A 20,773-nucleotide genomic window follows, 5' to 3' on the forward strand; every position below is an offset into this window, starting at 1 on the left:
TTCGCAAGTCAAATCATCCCAGGTCAGGGCACCATTCTTCATTCACGACACGCAATTAGCGTGAAAGGCCGAGGCTAGTTGGCGGCCGCAAGTATGCGCTCACCTCAGATGCCGTCGCAACTCGCATTAGGATCGACACTCGTGACCCCAGCACCCCCACCGACGCCCTCGGGTAACCGCCCGCACTTCACTTCGATGCCTGACCTGGCCTTACGCGACCTCGGCGGTGCCGTGGTGTGGACCAACGACGACCTGTTCGCCGAGGCACAGAACCTCATCAAGACGACGCCGGCGCAGTATCAGCCGGCAACCTTCGGGCACAAAGGACAGATCTACGACGGGTGGGAATCGCGGCGGCGGCGCAAACCAGGTGTCGATCAGGCAATCGTCCGGCTCGGCGCACCCGGGGTCATCTACGGCGTCGTCGTCGACACCGCATGGTTCACGGGCAACTATCCGCCGTTCATCTCGGTGGAGGCCGCCGCCAAGGAGGGCGTCGTCTCCGTCGACGAGCTGCTCACCGACACCGAGTGGGTCACCATCGTCGAGAAGAGCCCCGTCGAGGGCGACACCCGCAACCCGTTCCGGGTCGATGCGAAGGATCGTTTCACCCATGTGCGGTTGACGATGCATCCCGACGGCGGCATCGCCCGCTTCCGCGTGCACGGCCGCGGCGTGCCCAATCCGCACTTCTTCCGGTACGGCCACTTCGATCTCGCGGCACTGGAGAACGGCGGACTGATCACCGCCTGTTCCAACATGTTCTACAGCTCCCCCAACAACCTGCTGATGCCCGGCCGCGCCCGGAACATGGGCGAGGGCTGGGAGACCTCCCGCCGCCGCGACGACGGCAACGACTGGGTGCAGGTTCGGCTGGCCGGGCAGGGACTGGTCAGTCTCGTCGAACTCGACACCAGCTACTTCCTCGGCAATGCGCCCGGCGCCGCGACGATCCACGGACGCGACGGCGAGGACGGCGAGTGGTTCGAGGTGTTGGGGCGCACCGACTTACAGCCCGACACCCGCCACCGCTTCGTCATCGACGCCGACCGCCCGATGACCGAGGCGCGCGTCGACGTCTATCCCGACGGCGGGATGGCCCGACTCCGGCTGTACGGGGTGCTCACCGAGGAATCGCAGACCGAACTGGTCGAACAATGGGAGCGCGGGGAGGCGTAGGACCATCCGGTGCCTGCGAAAGCGGGCTCTCGGTGACCTGTTGGCACGCCGAGGCCAATGGTGAGGCCCCGTGCGGGAACGGCACCGTCCGGTAACGCAGCTCATACGGCCCACCATCCAGATGCCGATTCAGAGAGGCCGCTGAGGCAGCAGCGCCGTGACACTCTCTGCTTCTTCGAGTAGATGCGCTGTGTGGGTGCAGCGCAGTTGAACAAGGTCTTTGATCGCGGCCAAGTCCGCCGCAAGGTCGCGAAAGATGATCGGTTCGTGATGAGCAATGCGGTTGCGAAGCAATCGGATACGGTCAAGGTCGCTATACACGCGAGCTCGGAGTCTCGCCGTACTACCCCCGTTGACGTTGTCGCCGGGCAGGACGGTTGCGATCTGCGAGTCCCAGATGACGGCATCGTAGCGGCTGGTGAACACCTTCTGCCAGAACACGAACTTCACCTCAGGGATGACTTTCCCTGTCGACGATGTGTCCCGACGAGCATTTGCCAGGTCAGTTCGTGGGTTGTACCGGCCACGGGCGTCTGCGGGCAACGACCGTTCAAAACCTTGAGACCAAGGCCAGCGCCTTCCGTAGTGAGCGGCAATCGCGTCCGACACCGCGTTGCGAATTGACACTTCGCACAGATGCAGTGGCAAAAGGAATGCCCCGGCAACTTCTGCGTTCCAGAGTTACAGCTTCAGTGCCCTGCGCGTGCGCGCTTCCCCTGCCGAATCGACTGAGGTCACCGCGTTGTCGTACGTGGACGTTCGCGCCTGGCTGATTGTGCTGCGCACCGCCTTGACCTGCGCCATCGTCATTGCATCGAGAGCCGAGAACACGTACACCGTCTAGCGCTTGCCCTGGGCACATGTTGGTTCGCCTCACCCGGGGACAGCGGAGAACTTCCACAGATGAACCCCGGCGTCCATTCGGACAACCGGGGTTCATCTGTTTCGGTCGCTCAGGCCGCGCGGCGCGGCGCGAACGACGGCAGCACCAGCTGACGCAGCCGGTTGTCGGTGGCCGATCCGTCGAGCGGCACCAGGATCACCGCGTCGGCGACCTCGGCGGCGTAGATGTCGCGGATCAAGGTGACCAGACCGCTCGGCGTGCCGACGTAGCGGACCGTGCCGCCGTCGAGTTCGTCCGGGATGCCGGCGACCGCCGCGCGGGCCGAGGCGGCACTCGGTGCGATCGCCACCTCCACTTCGAGCGCGACCGAGAAGCCGGCAGTGTCGCGGGTGCCCGATCGCAGCACCGAACGGGCGCGCTGCGCGTCACGCAGCGTGGGTCGGCGCACGACGATGGGTGCCGCGTCGGCGGGCTCGTCGCCGAGGATCGCCACGTGCAGCGGCGGACGCCCGATGCTGATGCGGTCGAGTTCGATGCTCATGCCGGGGCTCCTGGGGGTGTCGTCGCGCTCGGTTGCGTGGAGGTCGGTTGCGTGGAGGTCGGTCGGGTGGAGGTCGGTTGCGTGGCGGCCAGTTGCCGCAGGGCGCCGGTGAGGCGGTCGATGTCGGACGAGCCGGTTCCAAGACCGAAGCTGGCGCGGATCGCGCCGGCGGGAAGCCCGAGGCGGTTGAGTACAGGATGCGCGCAGAATTTGCCGTCGCGCACGCCGATCCCGTGTTCTGCGCTGAGGTATTCCGCGACCGCGCGCGGGGTATGTCCGGCAACACTGAACCCGGCGATCCCGACCCGATCGGTCACGTCGTCGAAGATCTGCAGGGTGCGGACCCCGTCGACTGCGGCGAGCCCGTCGTCGAGGCGGCGGCGCAGTTCGTGTTCGTGCGCTCCGATCGACTCGATGCCGATGTCGGCGATGGCGTCACACGCAGCGGCGATCGCGATGGCGCCCAACACATTCGGCGATCCGGCCTCGTGCCGGGCAGCACCGGTGTGCCAGGCGGTCGCCGCGCAGTTCTCGTCGGGGCCGTCGACCACACTCACCTGCGCCGACGCCCCGCCGCCCGCGAGGTAGGGATCGGCGTCGTCGAGCCAGTCGGAGCGGCCTATGAGCACACCCGCCCCGAACGGGGCGTAGAGCTTGTGGCCGGAGAACACCAGGTAGTCGATGCCGTGGCTGACCACCGACACCGGGCGGTGGGCGACGAGTTGCGCGGCGTCGACGAGGATGCGCGCACCGTGGCGGTGGGCGATCGCGGCGAGCCGCCCGACCGGCAGCACCTCTCCCGTGACGTTGGATGCGGCGGTCACCGCCAACAGCGATGTGGGGGCCGCGGCGAGCTCGCACTCGAGCGCGGTGAGAGTGTCCTCGATGCTGGGCCGCGCGGTCACGATGCGCGCCGAACCGGCGTCCCGTGACAGCCATGGCAGCAGGTTCGCGTGGTGTTCGATATCGAGGACGACGACGTCGCCGGGTGTGCAGTGAGCGGCCAGATTGATCGCATCGGTGGTGTTGCGCGTGAAGACGACGGTGTCATCGGAACGCCCACGAACGAAGCGCCGCACCGTCTCTCGGCACTGCTCATAGCGCCGGGTGGTGACCTGCGACAGATGGCCGGCGCCGCGGTGAACGCTCGCGTACTGGTGTAGGGCCGCCGACACCGACTCGGCGACGGCGACCAGCGCGGGTGCACTGGCGGCGTAGTCGAGGTTGGCGTAGGCGATCTCGCCACCGCCGGCCAGCGGCGCCTTCTCGTCGGCGCCGACGACCGCCGCCAGCGGTTCGGTACAGGCCGCAAGATTGGCGAAAACGGTATCGGACAGAACGGGTGCGGTGCGCACGACAGCAGTCATCGAAAGAACTCCTCGGAAATCCACGCTTGCCGTGTCCGGTTGGAACACAGCCCGGTCGTCACCCGGAGCACCCCACCGTGGAGGAGGGTTGCCGACCAGCGAGCCGGGGCTTGTCACTGGCACTCATGACCTGACGTCCAGAGTGGCCCATCTCGCGTCGGGGTGTCAATTTTCACTCACCGTGGGCCGAAGTCGCCGCGATGTGGGCGCTAGGTTGGGTTGGTGAGCGGTGACCCGGAAAGCGTCGACAACCCGGCGCAGGCGCCTTTCGTCCTCTCCCGCCCCCACGGGACGGTGCGCGCCGAGGGCATCATCCGGCGCTTCACCGAGGTCGACGCGGCCATCGACGACCTGCGGACCGGCCGCGCCGACACCGTCGTCGGTGCCCTGCCGTTCGATCCCGCCGGCACCTCCGCGTTGATGGTCCCCCGCCGGTTACGACGAGATCTGCCGCCCCTGGCCGGCCGCTCGCCGGCCCGGCACACACTCGACCGGTTCACCGAGATCCCCGACGCCGCCACCCACCGCGACCGCGTGCGGCGCGCAGTCGCCGCCATCACTGCAGGCGACCTCGACAAAGTGGTGCTCGCGAGAACCGTTCGGGCAGTGCTCGATTCCCCGGCCGAGGTGACCGGACTGCTGGATGCACTGGCCCATGGCAACAGTGAACACAATGCCTTCGCCGTCGACACCGGACCGGGCTGGTTACTCGGTGCGAGCCCGGAGTTGTTGCTACGCAAGGCCGGTCGCGAGGTGACGTGCCGGCCGTATGCTGGGTCGGCGCCCCGGTTCCCCGATCCGGTCGCCGACCGCGAGGCCCGCGAGAAGCTGGCCGCATCCGGCAAGGACCACCGCGAGCATGCCTTCGTGGTCGACCATCTGCGCCGACGACTCGCGCCGCTTTGCGACGAGATCACCATTCCGGATGCCCCACAACTGTTGTCGACCGGAGAGATGTGGCATCTGGCCACCCCGATCCGGGCGCACCTGACCGATCCCGATCTCAACGCGCTGGAACTCGCCCTCGCCCTGAGTCCCACTCCCGCGGTGTGCGGAACGCCGACAGATGTTGCGGCACAGTTCATTCGCGACCACGAGGAGCCGCGCGGAAATTATGCAGGCGCCGTCGGCTGGGCCGACGCCCACGGTGACGGCGAATGGATGGTCACCATCCGCTGCCTCGAGATCGACTCCGACGGACGATCCTTTCGCACCTGGGCCGGCGGCGGCATCGTCGCCGACTCCGATCCCGACGCCGAGCTCGCGGAGACCACCGCCAAATTACGAACGGTGCTGCGGGCGTTGGGTGTCGACGGCAGCTAACCGACCTTTCAGCCGATCTTCTCGTATTCGACCTCGTCGACGTGCACACCCCAGACGTCGCCGGAACGCACTCGTCCGGTCGGGCCCATCCACGGCCGGCGTAGAAATCCATCGCTCGCTCATTGCCCTTGAGCACATGCAACCGGGCCACCGGATAACCCTGCCGGGCGATCTCCGACTCCGCCCGATCCATCAGCGCCGACCCGATCCCGGACCGCCAATGGTCCGGGTCGACGTAGAGCGCCATCACCGCGGCATGACCATCGAGCTCGCCGATCGTCACGAATCCGGCTATCCCGCCCGACGTCTCGGCGACCCACGTGTGCGGACCACGGTCATCGTCAAAGGTGTAGTCGCCGACCCGATCCGCCGGACGCATCGCCCGCAGCTCGGCATCCGGCAGCAATCCGCGATAGCCGCGCCGCCACGACCGCACGTGCACGCCCGCAACGGCCGGAGCATCGGCGGCGGTGGCACGGCGGATCGACAACGACGGCGCCATGAACGCCCTTATCCCAGCGCCTGATCCAGATCCGCGAGCAGATCGTCGATGCCCTCGAGGCCCACCGAGAGCCGAACCACGGAGTCGCTCAACCCGATTGCCGCGCGCCCGTCCGGCCCCATCGCACGGTGCGTGGTGGTGGCCGGATGGGTGATCAGCGACTTGGAATCACCGAGGTTGTTGGAGATGTCGATGATGCGCAGTGCGTTGAGCACCTCGAAGGCGCGCTCCTTGCCGTCCACGCCGTCGCGGTCGTTGAGCTCGAAGGTGACCACCGTGCCGCCCCCGGACATCTGCGCGGTCGCCAGCTCGTACTGTGGGTGCGACTTCAGGAACGGATACTTCACCCACCGCACACGTGGATCGGCTTCGAGGAATTCGCCGATCCGCAACGCCGCGGCGACCGATGCGTCGACACGCAGCTTCATTGTCTCCAGCCCCTTGAGCAGGGTCCAGGCATTGAACGGGGAGAGCGCCGGACCGGTATGCCGCATCAGCATCTTCACCGGACCGTCGACAAATTCCTTGGTCCCGAGCACCGCGCCGCCCATCACGCGGCCCTGCCCGTCGATGTGTTTGGTGCCCGAATAGACGATGACGTCCGCCCCGAGTTCCAGACCGCTCTGCAGGAGCGGAGTGGCGAATACGTTGTCCAACACGACCTTTGCCCCTGCCGCATGCCCCAGTTCGGATACCTTGGCCACATCGACGAGGCTCTGCATCGGATTCGACGGAGTCTCGAAGAACACCGCGTCGGCGGGCGTGGAAAGCGCCCGCTCCCACTGCGACAGGTCCTCCCCGTCGACGAAGTCGGTGTGCACACCCCACCGCGGCAGGATCTCGTTCGCCACCACAAAACACGACCCGAAAAGACTGCGCGCACAGACCAGCCGGTCACCGGCTTTCAGCAGGGCACCGAGCGACACGAACACCGCGGCCATCCCGCTGGCCGTGGCAAAACACGCCTCGGCTCCCTCGATCAGACGCAGCCGTTCCTGGAACATCTCCACGGTCGGATTGCCGTAACGCGAGTAGACGAAACGCTCGTCCTCGCCGGTGAAGGCGCGCTCCGCGGCCTCGGCGGACTCGTAGACGTATCCGCTCGTCAGGTAGAGCCCCTCGGAGGTCTCGAAGAACCCCGACCGCTCGATACCGCCGCGGACCGACAGCGTCTCCGCCGAAACCCCCTCCGGCAAACCGTCGCTCACGACTGCCTCCAGCTTGTAGGGTCGGCCAGCTCGCTCGCTTCGCTCACGACTGCCTCCACGGAAGGTCGAGGGCCCGCCAACCCTTGAACCCACGGTGATCGTATTCGTCGAGCGCCCCCTCGAATCCGTCGAGGATGTTGTAGGCCTTGCTGACCCCGGCGGCAGTGGCCGCCTCGGCGGCACCGATCGAGCGATGTCCGGAGCGGCAGAGGAAGATCACCTCGTCGTCGTCGGCGATTCCGCCGTCGCGCAACTGCGCCACGAATCCCTCGTTGGGTCGGCCGTCGGGAAAGGTGGTCCATTCGACGAAAAGTGGTCGCTTACCGACGATCTCGAGGTCGGGAACCCCGACGAAAGACCATTCCGCACGGGTGCGACAGTCCACCAGCTTGGCCTTCGGATTCTGCTCGAGCTTGTCCCACGCCTCTTGCGGGGTCAGATCACCGGCATACGTCATGCCTTGCACACCTTCCAGTTCCCGTCTTCCCGAACCGCGGCAACCTTGGTCGTCTGCGTCTCATCGGACTGTTTGTCGAAATGCCAATGTACCGTCGCCCTCGCGCGGTCACCCGACACTTTCAGGTCGGTGATCTCCGGGATCACGATCCGGCCGTTCCTCTCCAACGACTGCCGGTTCTCCGTCGCGAACTCCGGCTGCGCCGGAAACCCGGCCGAATTCACGTCGACGGAACACGTGTGGTCCCGAAAGGCGGTGTAGTCGACGTTGTTGCGCGCGGTGTAGAGATCGTTGATCGCGTACTGCACCTGCGCCGAATCGCCGGCCCGCTCCTGCGCCGGACGGAACAGATACGACAGTCCGATGCCCGCAGCCGCCAGCACGACGACGAGCAGAGCCACCAGGAAGGGCCAGGCTTTGCGCCACGACGGTGCGGCCGGTTCGTCGTCGACGGCCTCGGGCTCACTCCGCCCGCCTCCGCGTCCGACCATGTCGGCGAGTGTATCGACGTACCCCGATCCCGGATCGAGCACCCATGGGACTCCACCCCACCACCCCCAGCAGTTAAGGTGAGGCTAACCAACTAGATCCGCCGATTGTGCGTAACCAAAGGAGAGCCGTGCCCAACATCCGAGGCCGTGTGCCCCGCCCCCGGAAGAACGCTCGTCCCCGAAGGAACGCTCGCCACCTTACGCTGGCGGGGTTGGTACTGACCGCCGCGATCGGCCTCGCCGCGTGCAGCGCCCCTGCCGAGGACCACACCACGCCCGGCGCGCCATCGCCCGAGTCGGGCGCCCTGCCGGTCACCATCGAGCACAATTACGGCTCGACCACCATCTCGAAACCGGTCACCCGAGTCGCCGCGATGGGTGTGGGCGACGCCGACACCCTGCTCGCGCTCGGCTTCCGTCCCGTGGCGGCCGCACCGTTCGGCTCTCCCGCGAACGTGCGCACGCCGTGGAACGAGAAGCTGCTGGGGTCGGACGAGCCGGTCGCGCTCCCCGAGGCGTCCCAGCAGTTCGGCAACGAGATCGCCAAGGCTCTGAGCACCGACCCGGACCTCGTCACCGCGATCGGCGCGGCTCCCACGAAGGAGCAGTACGCCAAGCTTGCCGCCGCCGTGCCGACCATCACCCGCCCGGCGAACCACCCGGACTGGCAGGTGCCGTGGGATGTACAGGCCACCGAGATCGGCAGGGCCGTGGGCCGCCCCGGCGCCGTCGCCGCCAAGATCGGCGAGACCAGCAAGCACGTCGCCGGCCTCGCCGCCGCCCACCCCGAACTGAAAGACAAGACCGCGGTCGCGGTGACCGCGTCGCCCGACGGGACGATCTCGATCTACGGGCCCGGCGACGGACGCGAGCAGATCCTGGCCTCGTACGGCCTGCACTTCCCCGACGGCCTGAAATCGGCCGTCACCAGCGGTTTCTATGGATCGATCGCGCCGGAGAACATCGGCCTGCTCAACCAGGCCGACGTCGTCGTCGTCCTCGATTGGCAGGGCGCCAACGACCAGATACGCAAGAACTCCGCCTGGACCGCCCAGCCGTTCGTGACCGGTGGCCGCACCGTCTATCTCGATCAGGAGGTCGGCACCGCGATGGGTGTGCCGACCGTGCTGTCCATTCCGTGGATCGCCGACCAATCGATCGGTCGGATCGCGACGGCAGCCGGACGGGCGGGCTGACCGATGTGGACGCGACACGATATGAGTAAGGTCACCCTAAGCGAGGATTTTGGGTACGGGCTGCGAACGCCTACCGTAGAAGGGATAAGTGTCGACGCGCCGCCTGCGTACCGCGGCGTCTGATTCATCTGAGAACCGAGGTACTGACGCCCAATGACCGACCAAGCCCGCCCACTGCGCGTTGCCATCATCGGCGCAGGTCCCGCCGGGATCTACGCCGCCGACTCGCTGATGAAGTCCGACACGGCCAAGGATCGTGGCGTGTCCATCGACCTCTATGAGCGTATGCCCGCGCCCTTCGGTCTCATCCGCTACGGCGTCGCACCCGACCACCCGCGCATCAAGGGCATCATCACGGCGCTGCACAAGGTCCTCGACAAGCCGCAGGTCCGCCTGCTCGGCAACATCGACTACGGCACCGACATCACCCTCGACGAACTCAAGTCGCACTACGACGCGGTCATCTTCTCCACCGGCGCCACCGACGACCGGGCCCTCGCCATCCCCGGTGTCGACCTCGACCGCTCCTACGGTGCGGCCCAGTTCGTCGCCTGGTACGACGGTCATCCCGACTTCCCGCGCGAATGGCCGCTCGAAGAGGAGAAGGTCGCCGTCATCGGCGTCGGCAACGTGGCCCTCGACGTCGCGCGGGTGCTCGCCAAGACCGGCGACGAGCTGTTCCCGACCGAGATCCCCGACAACGTCTACGCGGGCCTCAAGGCCAACAAGGCCGTGGAGGTGCACATCTTCGGCCGGCGCGGACCCGCGCAGGCCAAGTTCACCCCGCTCGAGCTCAAGGAACTCGATCACTCGCCGAACATCGAGGTGATCGTGAACCCCGAGGACATCGACTACGACGAGGGTTCGGCCGTGGCCCGCCGCGGGTCGAAGATCACCGACCAGGTCGCCACGATCATCGAGAACTACGCGATCCGCGATCCCAAGCAGGGCGCCGTCCACAAGCTCTTCCTGCACTTCTTCGAGAGTCCGACCGAGATCCTCGGCGAGGACGGCAAGGTCGTCGGCCTGCGCACCGAGCGCACCCAGCTCGACGGCACCGGCAACGTCAAACCGACCGGCAAGTTCACCGACTGGGACGTGACCGCCGTTTACCGCGCCGTCGGATACCTCTCCGACAACCTGCCGCAGATCCCGTTCGACAGCCAGGCGGGAGTCATCCCGAACGAGGCCGGCCGCGTATTCGACGAGGGCACCCACCAGACCGGGCTCTACACGACAGGCTGGGTCAAGCGCGGCCCCGTCGGCCTCATCGGCCACACCAAGGGCGACGCCAACGAGACCGTCGACTGCATCCTCGAGGACATGGCCAACGGCGCGCTCCTCGAGCCGGCACATCCCGGCGAGGACGCCGTCATCGAGTTCCTGGAGTCCAAGGACATCCCCTTCACCACCTGGGATGGCTGGTACCGACTCGATGAGCATGAGCGCAATCTCGGTGCGGCACAGGGTCGTGAGCGGGTGAAGGTCGTCGAGCGCGAGGACATGGTCGCCGCGTCGGAGCCACACAAGGTTCCCAAGGGCTGACACACCCGGCACACAGCCGCTGAAAGTGGGGGAAGAATCTTCTTCCCCCACTTTTCTTTTCGCTCCCCAGGAACTTCTGGGGAACGTAACGAGAAGCAGGGGAAGAACTTACAACACCACAGACACGACGAGGGGCGACCGGAGAAATTCCGGTCGCCCCTCGTCGTCTGTGAGAGAAAGGAGAATTCGGCGATCAGTGCCCGAACTCGGCCTGCAGCTGCTGGGCCTGTGCGCGCGACGTGGTGTTGCCACCACCGGACAGACCCGCGTTGGGACCTGCCTTGTCCGACGGAGCGGCGTTCTTCGGCGCCTTCTCCTCCAGCTTGCGCAGGTTCCACCAGAAGCCGACGTTGTCGAGCAGGTTGTCGGCGTTGCTCGAGATGGTGTAGCCCGAGATCGACGACGGGAAGCAGGCGCGCCAGTCGGTCGCGATGGTCAGCGACTGGTCCTTCTTGAGGTTCGAGACGAACTTGTGCTCACCGTTGAATTCCTGCAGCGTGACGTTCGGGAAGTCCGCGCCGCGCGCCGTGACGGTCATCCAGCGCTTCATGTGCCAGATGCCGTCGGTCCACGGCTGGCCCGGAGTGAAACCCCACGAGCAGTTGACCCCGCCGGTCAGGACCAGGTTGGGCACGTCGGCCTGCGCCTGGCCGGTCGAGACCAGCGAACCACCGGCAATACCCGCCGCTGCCAGCGTGGCAACGGCCGCGTTCCTCAAAGACTTCCTCATCGGACTTTCCTCCGTGTCATTTGGCAACCGACCAGGGCTGTTTCCAGCCTGAACGGCACGTTCGAACCATCTTAGTGAGACTTCTGACCGGTCTATCGCCCGACCCTTGTCCGATCGTTACTCGTACCTCAGGCGATTCACAGACGTCGCCACGAATCGTTACACAACAGAAGCCACATCTGCGCCATCTGTACCACCAATCAGACCAGCATGCTGATTAGGTAAGGCAACCCAACTATCGGGTAGTGTCCCGGTTGTGCGCCGCTCCATCGGTCTCGTGTCGATCCTGGCCGTGCTCGTCCTCGCGACGATCGCATCGGTTCTGATCGGCGCCCGAGAAATGCCCCTGTCCCAGTCCTGGGATGCCTTCGCCGCGGGCTGCGGCCAGATCTGGCGCGCCTTGATCACGCTGCACCTGCCTCATGTCGACACCTCGACCGACACCGGCGGAATCGTCTGGCACCTGCGCGTGCCCCGCACCGCCCTCGGCCTGGTCGTCGGCCTGGCGATCGGGGCGGCCGGGGCCATTACCCAGGGACACACCCGCAACCCCATCGCCGATCCCGGGATGCTCGGCGTCAACGCCGGGGCCGCCTGCGCCGTTGTCAGCGGCGTCTACCTGTTCGGCATCACCTCCCCCCTGGCCTATATGGCATTCGGTCTGCTGGGTGCGGTCCTCGCCTCGGCGCTGGTGTTCGGGGTCGCGGCGCTGACCGGCACCGGCCCGGTCACGCTCGTGCTCGCCGGTACCGGACTATCGGCGATGCTCGTCGCCATCACCTCGGCGATCGTGCTCAGCGACACCGCGTCCCTCGATGCCTGGCGCTTCTGGAGCGTCGGGTCGACGGCCGGCCGAAGCATCGATATCTTCTGGGCCGCACTGCCGTTCATCGGTATCGGGCTGATTCTCGCGTTGGCCAGCGGCTTCTTCCTGAACATCCTCAGCCTCGGCGACGACATGACCACGGCGCTGGGCAGCCGGGTCCTGCTGATCCGCGCGGTGGGCATCGCCGGCATCACCCTGCTGATCGGATCCGCGACCGCGGCCTGCGGACCCATCGTCTTCCTCGGGTTGGTGGTGCCCCACATCGCGCGTGCGTTCACCGGCCCCGACTACCGCTGGATCATCCCGTACTCCGCACTCATCGGCGCGGCCCTGCTGCTGGTGTGCGACGTCATCGGCCGCGTCGTGGCGCGCCCCGGTGAGATCCAGGTCGGCGTCGTACTGGCCTTCGTCGGCGCGCCGTTCCTGATCGCCATGGTCCGACGGACGAAGTTGACGAGCGTATGAGCAGCAACACCGCCGACACCCCCGTCGTCCCGGCGCGACCGCTGCGCTCGACTACCCGACGCATCGTGCGCCTCGGCCCGACGTCGTGGGTGTGGCGTCCACGGGTGCTCATCTCGGTCACCATCTCGCTCGTGATCGCATTCGTGCTGTTCCTCGCGAGCGTCACCATCAGCGACTACCCCGTCACCCCGATCGACGTCATGCGCATCATCCTCGGCGGCGGCACCCGCATCGAGAACGTCGTCATCCTCGACGACGCGGTACCGCGTGCACTCGTCTCGGTGCTGGTCGGCTTCGGGCTCGGGATGTCCGGCGCCCTCACCCAACTCATCGCACAGAATCCGCTGGCCACCCCCGACATGCTCGGCATCACCGCAGGCGCCGGGGCCGCGGCCGTGACCGCGATCGCCTTCGGCACCAGTTGGGGTGCATGGCTCGCCGACCTCGGAGTCCCGGTGGCCGCGCTGATCGGCGGACTGGGCACCGCGGCGGTGATGTATCTGCTCGCCTGGCCGGGCCGCCGCGGTATCGATTCGGCCCGCTCGCTCCGCTCCCGGCGCCGGTCCGATTCGGCCCGCTCGCTCCGCTCCCGGCGCCGGTCCGATTCGGCCCGCTCGCTCCGCTCCCGGCGCCGGTCCGACCACGCCATCAACCCCCTACGACTGGTACTCATCGGTGTCGGGATCACCTGGGTCCTGCAGGCCGCGACCTCATATCTGTTGACGCGCGCGGAGATCCGCGACGTCGGCCGCGCCCAGACCTGGCTCGTCGGGTCGGTGGCCAACACGTCGTGGTCGAGTGTGTGGCCGGTCGCCGCCGCTCTCGTGCCGGCCGTCGTCGCCACCGGGGTCCTGGCCCGCCAGATCGATGTGATGAGCCTGGGCACCGACCTCGCCCGGTCGCTGGGCGTGCGGACGATGGCGGTGTCCGGTGCGGTCCTGCTGATCGCGGTGGTCGTCGCCGCACTTGCCGTGTCCGCGGCCGGCCCGATCGCCTTCGTCGCACTTCTCGCCCCGCAGATCGCGATGCGCTTGTCCCGCACGGCGATTCCGACACCCGTCGCATCAGGCTCAATCGGGGCGATCCTGGTCGTCGGCGGCGACATCTGCTGCCGCACCCTACTTCCGGACGGACTGCCGGTGGGCATCGTCACCGCCGCCATCGGCGGCCCGTTCCTCATCTACCTGATGATCTCGATCTCCCGAAAGGCGACCGTATGAGCCGACTCTCCGCCCGCGACCTCGTCGTCGGCTACGACGAGCGCATCGTCATCGACGGCCTCGACATCGACGTCCCCGACTCCGCGATCACCACGATCATCGGCCCCAACGGCTGCGGCAAGTCGACGCTGCTGCGCTGTCTGGCCCGGCTGCTGCCTGCCCGCTCGGGTGTGGTGCGCCTCGACGGCGCCGACATCACGAAGATCAAACCGAAGCAAGTCGCCCGAACGCTGGGCATCCTGCCACAGAATCCTGTTGCGCCCGAAGGGCTCACGGTCGAGGACCTGGTCAGCCGGGGCCGCCACCCGTATCAGAAGTGGTATCAGCAGGCCTCCGCCGAGGACACCGCCGCGGTCGCCGAGGCCCTCGAGATGACCTCGACGACCGAGCTCGCCGACCGGACCCTCGACGCACTCTCCGGCGGGCAGCGCCAGCGCGTCTGGATCGCACTGGCCCTCGCGCAGGGCACCGATCTGCTGTTGCTCGACGAGCCGACCACCTATCTCGACCTCGCACACTCACTCGAGGTACTCGACCTGGTGCACTCACTCAAGACCGAACGCGGCAAGACCATCGTGATGGTGCTGCATGACCTCAATCTGGCTGCGCGCTACAGCGATTCACTGTTCGTGATGAACGACGGCCGGCTGGTCTGCCACGGCGGCCCGGACGAGGTGATCACCACCGATCTGCTCTCCCACGCGTTCGGTCTTCGCGCGCAGGTCGTCGCCGACCCGGTGTTCGGCGGCCCGATGATCGTGCCGATCGGCACCCACAGCGCGCGGCCGGTCCCGGCCGTCTCCGGATAGCCGCACCCACCACGTGGTCACCACAGCAGGGCGCCGGTCAGCCACACCCCCGCGGCGAGCAGCGACGCGGACAGTTCGATCCCGATCGTGTATGCCGACGCCGTGGTCGCGGCGAGGGTGCCACGCCAGGCGGCGGTGGTGGTTCGCGTACGTACCAGTTCGGAAGCCATTGCGCCGAGGACGAATCCGACGAACAGGCCGATGACCGGCAACACGAAGAAGCCGACGATGCCGACCACCCCGCCGACGACGATCGTGCGATTGGGGATCTCATGGCCGCGCAGAAATCGTCCCGCCACAAGGTATTTGACGATCCAGCCGAGCCCGATCAGCGCGGCCGCGACCGCGAACACGGCCCACGCGTAACCGCCGATCACCCACGCCCACACCAGGATCGACGCGACGACCACCAGGCTGCCGGGCAGCACCGGGATCACGATTGCGAGCAACCCCACACCGATACCCAGACCGACGAGGACCTCGCCGTAGATGGGCAAAATCGGCGCCGGTCAGTCGACTTTGGCCGGCGAGTCCGAACCGGCGGCCTCCGGGCGTGGCTCGCCCGGTCCGGCGGGGGGTCGTTGCGCGGGTACCGGCCCCCGGCCGGCGGCCTGTGGACCGGCCTGTGGACCACCGCGCGGACCGGGCGGAACCGGTGCCCCGACGGGTGGCCGACCGGGTGGACGCAACGGGCCGCCGGGGGGGACCGGCGGCCGACCGGGCCGGGGCGGACCGCCGGCCGGCGGCCTGCCCGCCTGCGGTCCACCGGCCGGGGGCGCGGGCGGACGGGGGCCCCGCCCGGGCACCGCGGGCCGGGTCCGACCAGCGGGCGGCACCGGCGCGGGCGCACCGCGTCGCGCAGGCCTACCGGAGACCGGTGCCACGATCGAGGCGGCCCGCACGGCACGTTCCCGCGCGGTGGTGATGTCGTCGGCGGTCGCGGTGACCACACCGACGCGACGCCGGTGGAAGCTCTCGGGTTTACCGAACAGCCGGATGTCGGTCTCGGGTACCGCGAGCGCGCGGGCCACGTTCTCGAAGCCGATCGCCTTCTCCTCGAGCTGTCCGTAGATCACCGCCGACGCGCCCGGCGAGGCCAGGGTGACGTCGACCGGCAGCCCGAGGATTGCCCGGGCGTGCATCTCGAACTCGCTGAGTCGCTGGGTGGCGAGGGTGACCAGCCCGGTGTCGTGCGGTCGGGGGCTCACCTCGGAGAAATAGACGTCGTCGCCCTTCACGAACAACTCGACACCGAAAATGCCTCGGCCCCCGAGCTTTCCGTCGCCGAGCGCGGTCGCGACGCGCGCCGCGATCGAGGTCGCCGCACCCAGGGCGTCGGTGCTCATGTCGTGGGGCTGCCAGCTCTCGACATAGTCGCCGCCGACCTGCTGATGGCCGATGGGTGCGCAGAAGTGGGTTGCGAGCCGGCCGGTCGCCGGGTCGATGGCGCGCACGGTCAGCAAGGTGATCTCGTAATCGAAATCCACCCAGCCCTCGACGATCACACGTTCGGACGACACCCGGCCGCCGGTGATCGCGCTGTCCCACGCGGCGTCGATGTCGGCGGCACTCTTGAGGACCGTCTGGCCCTTGCCCGACGACGACATCACCGGTTTGACCACACACGGATATCCGACCTGTTCGACCGCCACCCGCATCTCGTCGCGCGAGCCGGCGAACAGGTAGGGCGAGGTCGGCAAGCCGAGTTCCTCGTCGGCGAGCCGGCGGATTCCCTCCCGGTTCATCGTCGCGACCACCGCCCGCGCCGTCGGGATGACCTCGGCCAGTCCCCGCTTCTCGACGACCTCGAGTGCCTCGGTGGCGATCGCCTCGATCTCCGGGACCACATAGTGCGGCTGGTACTTCTCGATCAGGGCGACGATCGCATCGCCGTCGGTCATGTCGATGACCGCGGCGTGGTGGGCGACCTGATGCGCGGGCGCGTTCTCGTACCGATCGACCGCGACGACCTCCACACCCAGCCGCTGGAACGCGATCACGAGTTCCTTGCCCAGCTCACCGGCGCCGAGGATCATCACCCGCGTCGCGGTCGGCGAGAGCGGGGTGCCGAGGACGTCGGGCGGACCGACGGGCGACGACACCGGCTGGTGCGCTGCCTGCACCTGCGTCGGCGCCTGGTACACCGCCCCGGGCGGCTTACGATCTGCGCCCAGCTGGGAACCACCGGTCTGGGTGCCACCGGGTTGGGGGACCTGGACGACGGGCGCCTGCGGGGTCGGCTCCCCCTCGGGGCGCGAGGGCTCCTGCGGCGCAGCTGCGCTCTCGGTGTTCGAGGTCATTCCCGGATTCTACGTGGCCCCGACGCGCCGGGTACCGGAGACCACGCTCGCCGACCATCACTCGATATGAGGCTGTGACCTGCGTGGACGCCGGATTCACCGGCGGCTCAGCCGACCACCTGGTGGATGTAGCACCAGCGCCACACCTCGCCGGGTTCGGCCGAACGCATGACGGGATGCCCCGATGAGTGGAAATGGGCGGTCGCATGCTTGCGCGGCGACGAGTCGCAGCAGCCCACGTGACCGCACCCGAGGCACTTGCGCAGGTGTGACCAGTGGTTCTCACCGAGCGCCACGCAGTCCTCACATTCGTCGGTGCGGGCGGCCGCCGGCGGATCGGTGGCCGGGTCCGCACCCACCGCCGCGAGGTCCGGGCACCGGCCGGCCGCGACGGGCCGGGCCGCCGCGGCCTCCTGAGCCGACGACGGGTCAGAGGTGCGGGAACGACGTCCGAACAATGCCATGCGCCCATTATCCGCACCCGCCCGGACGTGCCGGTAGGTTGACGCGGGTGAGTGCCTCACTCCTGCTGGTTGCCGCGGTGTCACTCGGGATCGCGGCCCTGTGCCGCCACTACGGCCTGTCTGCCCCGCTGGTGCTGGTGGCCGTCGGGCTCGGCATCTGCTGGATCCCGGGCCTGCCCGACGTCGCACTCGATCCCGAGTTCGTGCTGTTCGTGATCCTCCCGCCCCTGTTGTATTCGGCGGCCCAGGAGAGCTCGTATCACGAGATCCGCGCCAACCGCCGGGCCATCGGGCTCCTCGCGGTGGGGCTGCCCGTCTTCTCGACGATCCTGGTGGGTCTGGTCGCCTGGGCCCGCATCCCGCATGTCCCGCTGGCCGCGGCCCTGGTACTCGGCGCGGTGGTGGCCCCGCCCGACGCCGTCGCGGCACAGGCGATCGGCCGCCGGGTCGGTCTGCCGCGCCGCATGATGACACTGCTCGGCGGGGAGAGTCTGCTCAACGACGCGACCTCGCTCACGGCGCTGCGGGTGGCACTCGCGGCGGCCATCGGCGCCACCACCACCGTGTGGAGCGGCATCTCGACGTTCCTGCTGGCCGCGGTCGGCGGGGTGGCGGTCGGCCTGGCGATCGGCTACCTGACCGGGCGCATACGCACGTGGCTCACCGATCCGACGATGGAGACCGCCATCGGCATCATGGTGCCCTTCGGCACCTACTTCGTCGCCGAGGAGTTACATACGTCCGGTGTCATCGCGGTGGTGACGGCGGGCCTGCTGCTGGGCCAGCGCTCGGTACGACTCGGCTACGCGACCCGCATCCAGGACGATGCGGTCCGCAAGTCCATCGATGCCCTGCTCGAGGCATTCGTGTTCCTGCTCATCGGTTTACAGCTGCCGGAGCTGCTCCGCGCGTCTCACCGGCGAATCCTGGACGCGCATCACCATCGACGCGATCATCGTGCTGGCCACGGTGATCGCCGTCCGCTTCGTCTGGGTGTTCCCGGCGACATATCTGCCCCGGCTGCTCTCCCGGCGGATCCGGTCGAACGACCCGGCACCGAAACCGAGTGCGGTCTTCGTCCTCGGCTGGGCTGGGATGCGCGGTGTCGTGTCGTTGGCCGCGGCATTCTCGATCCCGCTCTACACCGACTCGGGCGCACCGTTTCCGGCCCGCGCGGAGATCCTGTTCCTCACATTCGTGGTGGTCGTGGGCACCCTGCTGGTCCAGGGCACGACGCTGCCGTGGATGATCCGCAGGCTGGGAGTCGGCGAGGACGACACCACCGAGGAGCTGCTCGCCTTCGCCGGCGCACAGGACCGCGCCTCGCGTGCCGCCGAGCAGGCGCTCGACGACATCGAAGCCGAGATGGGACCCGGCGACGTCCGGCGCCACCAGATCGGGTTGCTACGCAAATGGCTCACCACCCAACGCAATACCGCCTGGGAGGACCTCGGCCGTGGGCCGGAGGCGATCGGCGAGAGCCCCAACGCGGCCGGCAATCGGATCCGGGCCAAGCTGTTGGCAGTTCAGCGCAAGACCTTCATCGACGAGCGTGAGGCCGGCCGGATCGGCGACGAGGTCCTACGTAAAGCCTTGCGGCGCCTGGACTTCGCCGAGGGACTCACCGACCGCGACGAGAATTGAACGGCACCTCGCCGTCGGCGACCTCGCTGGACGCGCCGACCTCACCGGCCCCGCCGGATATCACCGCCGACGTATCGGCATCGGCGGGGTCGGCGTACTCGTAGACGACGGTGCCCTCGGTGCGGCCGCGCAGCGTGACGGTCTCGGCGCGACGCCAATGGTCCCGCTCGTCCCCACTGGCGGCCTCGACGGCGCGGCCGGATGCCAAGGGGCGACGCGGATCCCGCTTGGCGAGTTCGGACAGGCGGGCACTCTCGTTGACCGGGTCGCCGATCACCGTGTACTCGAATCTCTGGATGGCACCGACGTTTCCGGCCACCACCGACCCATGGCTCACGCCGATCCCGGCCCGCAGTTCCGGCACCTCCCGTGTGAGGCGTACCGCGACGGTCCGGGCGGCCGCGAGGGCCGCGCCGGCACCGTCGGACAGTGCGATCGGGGCCCCGAAGATCGCGAGCACGGCGTCACCCTCGAACTTGTTGACCAGACCCCGGTTCTCCTCCACCGCGCCGACGATCACGCCGAAGAAGCGATTCAGGATCTCCACCACCTCGGCGGGAGACCGTTCCGACGCCAGCGTCGTCGACCCGATGACGTCGACGAAGACCGCCGCCACCACCCGTTCGGAGCCGCCGAGTTCGGGATCGGAGGTCAACGCCGCCTCGGCGACCTCCCGGCCGACGTGACGCCCGAACAGATCCCGCACGTGTTCGCGTTCGCGGAGCCCGCCGACCATGAGGTTGAAACCGGCCTGCAGGTCGCCGAGTTCGGTGCCGTCGTAGACGACGACCTCGACGTCGTCGAGCTCCCCGGACTCCACCCGCCGCAGTGCCGTACGCACGCTGCGAATGGGTCCGACGATGCTCAGCGACGTCAGCACGGTCAGGATCAGTCCGGTGGCCAGCGCCGTCACCGCCAGCACCGCGACGCCGACGAACATGTCGACCTTCGAGGTCTCGTCCCGAAAGGCCCCGAACAGCACCACCAGCAGAATCCCGGTGACCGGGATCGCCGAACCGACGAGCCAGGACACGATCGACCGGCTGCGCACCCCGCTGCGTTTACGCCGGCCGTACCCGGCGCTGATGAGTTCGGCGGCCACCGGCCGCAGGGAGAACTCGACGAGCAGATACGAGATCGCCACGACCACCACACCGCTGAGGCCGATGACGAAGATCGTCTTGGGGATGAGGTCGGGGTCGGGGATGCCGTAACACAGGGTGAACATGATGACCGCGCCGAACCAGAGGATCGCCTGGATGCTCACCAACCGCCACGGCGCCCGGCGCGCGCGGCGCGCATCGCGTGCGGTCGGTGGCCGGTCCCGGATCGCCCACTGCAGGTCGCGAACGACAACCACGGTGCCCCAGCCGATTCCGACGACAAACGCGGCCACCACATAGAGGGGCAGGGCGAGGAAGTTGACCCACCACAGGTTGGCCTGGAAGACCGACGGTTCCGGAATCCCCACCGACGACAAGGCGATCGCGATGATCGCGCCGACGAGGTTCGAGACGACGATCGACGCGGTCAGCAGTGTCTGGATGCGCAACCGCTGTTTGAAACCACTCTCCCTGGCGGACCCGAGCAGGATCGAGCCGTAGTCGCGCCTCCCCCGCATGGAACCCATGCCGCCCAGCTTCTCACGAGACGCCACCAGCG

General features: G+C 68.0%; 19 protein-coding genes, 2 pseudogenes and 1 riboswitch. Of the genes and pseudogenes, 9 read left to right on the forward strand and 12 right to left on the reverse strand.

Annotated features, from left to right (window positions below; translation table 11 throughout):
- Positions 1 to 195 precede the first annotated feature (195 nt).
- On the forward strand, positions 196 to 1,179 hold the full coding sequence (gene alc / locus ACLQ3C_RS13425) for an allantoicase (RefSeq protein WP_425705569.1): 984 nt from the start codon (positions 196 to 198) through the stop codon (positions 1,177 to 1,179).
- 129 nt (positions 1,180 to 1,308) lie between these two features.
- Here alc and ACLQ3C_RS13430 read toward each other — a convergent pair whose 3' ends face one another.
- The 3 genes from ACLQ3C_RS13430 to ACLQ3C_RS13440 all read right to left on the reverse strand — a co-directional run bounded on the left by ACLQ3C_RS13430 (position 1,309) and on the right by ACLQ3C_RS13440 (position 3,931).
- A complete protein-coding gene (locus ACLQ3C_RS13430) occupies positions 1,309 to 1,620 on the reverse strand; it encodes a hypothetical protein (RefSeq protein WP_425705570.1) in 312 nt (103 codons plus the stop codon).
- Positions 1,621 to 2,132: 512 nt separating this feature from the next.
- Positions 2,133 to 2,564, reverse strand: a complete 432-nt coding sequence (locus ACLQ3C_RS13435) for a hypothetical protein (RefSeq protein WP_425705571.1) — start codon at positions 2,562 to 2,564, stop codon at positions 2,133 to 2,135.
- The gene (locus ACLQ3C_RS13440; protein ID WP_425705572.1) at positions 2,561 to 3,931 is read right to left on the reverse strand and encodes an aminotransferase class V-fold PLP-dependent enzyme; all 1,371 of its coding nucleotides are present in this window, start codon (positions 3,929 to 3,931) and stop codon (positions 2,561 to 2,563) included. The genes ACLQ3C_RS13435 and ACLQ3C_RS13440 overlap by 4 nt, the downstream gene beginning before the upstream one ends.
- Positions 3,932 to 3,948: 17 nt before the next feature.
- Positions 3,949 to 4,062, reverse strand: a riboswitch (SAM riboswitch).
- A 91-nt stretch (positions 4,063 to 4,153) separates the two neighbouring features.
- Between ACLQ3C_RS13440 and ACLQ3C_RS13445 the strand changes: the two genes are divergently transcribed.
- Positions 4,154 to 5,254: an isochorismate synthase gene (locus ACLQ3C_RS13445; protein ID WP_425705573.1), complete on the forward strand. Its 1,101-nt coding sequence runs from the start codon at positions 4,154 to 4,156 to the stop codon at positions 5,252 to 5,254.
- A 139-nt stretch (positions 5,255 to 5,393) separates the two neighbouring features.
- On the opposite strand, the pseudogene ACLQ3C_RS13450 reads toward ACLQ3C_RS13445, so the two are convergent.
- A pseudogene (locus tag ACLQ3C_RS13450) lies at positions 5,394 to 5,549 on the reverse strand (GNAT family N-acetyltransferase); the annotation flags it as partial.
- Between ACLQ3C_RS13450 and ACLQ3C_RS13455 the strand changes: the two are divergent.
- Positions 5,511 to 5,780 (forward strand): hypothetical protein, encoded by a 270-nt coding sequence (locus tag ACLQ3C_RS13455; RefSeq protein WP_425705672.1) that lies wholly within the window; start codon positions 5,511 to 5,513, stop codon positions 5,778 to 5,780. The pseudogene ACLQ3C_RS13450 and the gene ACLQ3C_RS13455 sit on opposite strands and share 39 nt — an antisense overlap.
- On the opposite strand, the gene ACLQ3C_RS13460 is transcribed toward ACLQ3C_RS13455, so the two are convergent.
- From ACLQ3C_RS13460 to ACLQ3C_RS13470, 3 genes are read right to left on the reverse strand one after another with little or no spacing between them, the layout of a single operon-like run.
- Complete coding sequence (locus ACLQ3C_RS13460; protein ID WP_425705574.1) at positions 5,765 to 6,964, reverse strand: O-succinylhomoserine sulfhydrylase; 1,200 nt, start codon at positions 6,962 to 6,964, stop codon at positions 5,765 to 5,767. The genes ACLQ3C_RS13455 and ACLQ3C_RS13460 overlap by 16 nt on opposite strands.
- A 43-nt stretch (positions 6,965 to 7,007) precedes the next feature.
- Positions 7,008 to 7,421, reverse strand: a complete 414-nt coding sequence (locus tag ACLQ3C_RS13465; protein ID WP_425705575.1) for a rhodanese-like domain-containing protein — start codon at positions 7,419 to 7,421, stop codon at positions 7,008 to 7,010.
- A complete protein-coding gene (locus tag ACLQ3C_RS13470; protein WP_425705576.1) occupies positions 7,418 to 7,912 on the reverse strand; it encodes a hypothetical protein in 495 nt (164 codons plus the stop codon). The genes ACLQ3C_RS13465 and ACLQ3C_RS13470 overlap by 4 nt, the downstream gene beginning before the upstream one ends.
- A 203-nt stretch (positions 7,913 to 8,115) precedes the next feature.
- Here ACLQ3C_RS13470 and ACLQ3C_RS13475 point away from each other — a divergent pair, with 203 nt between their 5' ends.
- Positions 8,116 to 9,108, forward strand: coding sequence for an ABC transporter substrate-binding protein (locus ACLQ3C_RS13475; protein ID WP_425705669.1), 993 nt, complete (start codon positions 8,116 to 8,118; stop codon positions 9,106 to 9,108).
- Between the two features lie 153 nt (positions 9,109 to 9,261).
- Positions 9,262 to 10,653 carry an FAD-dependent oxidoreductase gene (locus ACLQ3C_RS13480; RefSeq protein WP_425705577.1) on the forward strand — a complete coding sequence of 464 codons (1,392 nt, stop codon included), beginning with the start codon at positions 9,262 to 9,264 and terminating at the stop codon, positions 10,651 to 10,653.
- Positions 10,654 to 10,846: 193 nt separating this feature from the next.
- Here ACLQ3C_RS13480 and ACLQ3C_RS13485 read toward each other — a convergent pair whose 3' ends face one another.
- Complete coding sequence (locus tag ACLQ3C_RS13485; RefSeq protein ID WP_425705578.1) at positions 10,847 to 11,383, reverse strand: hypothetical protein; 537 nt, start codon at positions 11,381 to 11,383, stop codon at positions 10,847 to 10,849.
- A gap of 256 nt (positions 11,384 to 11,639) precedes the next feature.
- On the opposite strand from ACLQ3C_RS13485, the gene ACLQ3C_RS13490 reads away from it, so the two are divergent.
- The 3 genes from ACLQ3C_RS13490 to ACLQ3C_RS13500 are packed head-to-tail and all read left to right on the forward strand — an operon-like array spanning position 11,640 to position 14,703.
- A complete protein-coding gene (locus ACLQ3C_RS13490; RefSeq protein ID WP_425705579.1) occupies positions 11,640 to 12,674 on the forward strand; it encodes a FecCD family ABC transporter permease in 1,035 nt (344 codons plus the stop codon).
- Positions 12,671 to 13,894, forward strand: coding sequence for a FecCD family ABC transporter permease (locus tag ACLQ3C_RS13495; protein ID WP_425705580.1), 1,224 nt, complete (start codon positions 12,671 to 12,673; stop codon positions 13,892 to 13,894). The genes ACLQ3C_RS13490 and ACLQ3C_RS13495 overlap by 4 nt, the downstream gene beginning before the upstream one ends.
- A complete protein-coding gene (locus tag ACLQ3C_RS13500) occupies positions 13,891 to 14,703 on the forward strand; it encodes an ABC transporter ATP-binding protein (protein WP_425705581.1) in 813 nt (270 codons plus the stop codon). The genes ACLQ3C_RS13495 and ACLQ3C_RS13500 overlap by 4 nt, the downstream gene beginning before the upstream one ends.
- Before the next feature lie 17 nt (positions 14,704 to 14,720).
- Here ACLQ3C_RS13500 and ACLQ3C_RS13505 read toward each other — a convergent pair whose 3' ends face one another.
- The 3 genes from ACLQ3C_RS13505 to ACLQ3C_RS13515 all read right to left on the reverse strand — a co-directional run bounded on the left by ACLQ3C_RS13505 (position 14,721) and on the right by ACLQ3C_RS13515 (position 17,467).
- The gene (locus ACLQ3C_RS13505) at positions 14,721 to 15,200 is read right to left on the reverse strand and encodes a DUF456 domain-containing protein (protein WP_425705582.1); all 480 of its coding nucleotides are present in this window, start codon (positions 15,198 to 15,200) and stop codon (positions 14,721 to 14,723) included.
- Between the two features lie 12 nt (positions 15,201 to 15,212).
- A complete protein-coding gene (gene purT / locus ACLQ3C_RS13510) occupies positions 15,213 to 17,003 on the reverse strand; it encodes a formate-dependent phosphoribosylglycinamide formyltransferase (protein ID WP_425705583.1) in 1,791 nt (596 codons plus the stop codon).
- Between the two features lie 107 nt (positions 17,004 to 17,110).
- Entirely contained in the window at positions 17,111 to 17,467 is a 357-nt protein-coding gene (locus ACLQ3C_RS13515; protein WP_425705584.1) for a UBP-type zinc finger domain-containing protein, read from the reverse strand.
- A gap of 47 nt (positions 17,468 to 17,514) precedes the next feature.
- Here ACLQ3C_RS13515 and ACLQ3C_RS13520 point away from each other — a divergent pair.
- Positions 17,515 to 19,111: pseudogene (locus tag ACLQ3C_RS13520) on the forward strand (Na+/H+ antiporter).
- Here the strand turns inward: ACLQ3C_RS13520 and ACLQ3C_RS13525 are convergent.
- Positions 19,089 to 20,741 (reverse strand): adenylate/guanylate cyclase domain-containing protein, encoded by a 1,653-nt coding sequence (locus ACLQ3C_RS13525; protein ID WP_425705585.1) that lies wholly within the window; start codon positions 20,739 to 20,741, stop codon positions 19,089 to 19,091. The pseudogene ACLQ3C_RS13520 and the gene ACLQ3C_RS13525 overlap by 23 nt on opposite strands.
- Between the last annotated feature and the right edge of the window lie 32 nt (positions 20,742 to 20,773).

Source organism: Gordonia sp. DT30 (genome assembly GCF_049844915.1).
Classification (GTDB): domain Bacteria; phylum Actinomycetota; class Actinomycetes; order Mycobacteriales; family Mycobacteriaceae; genus Gordonia.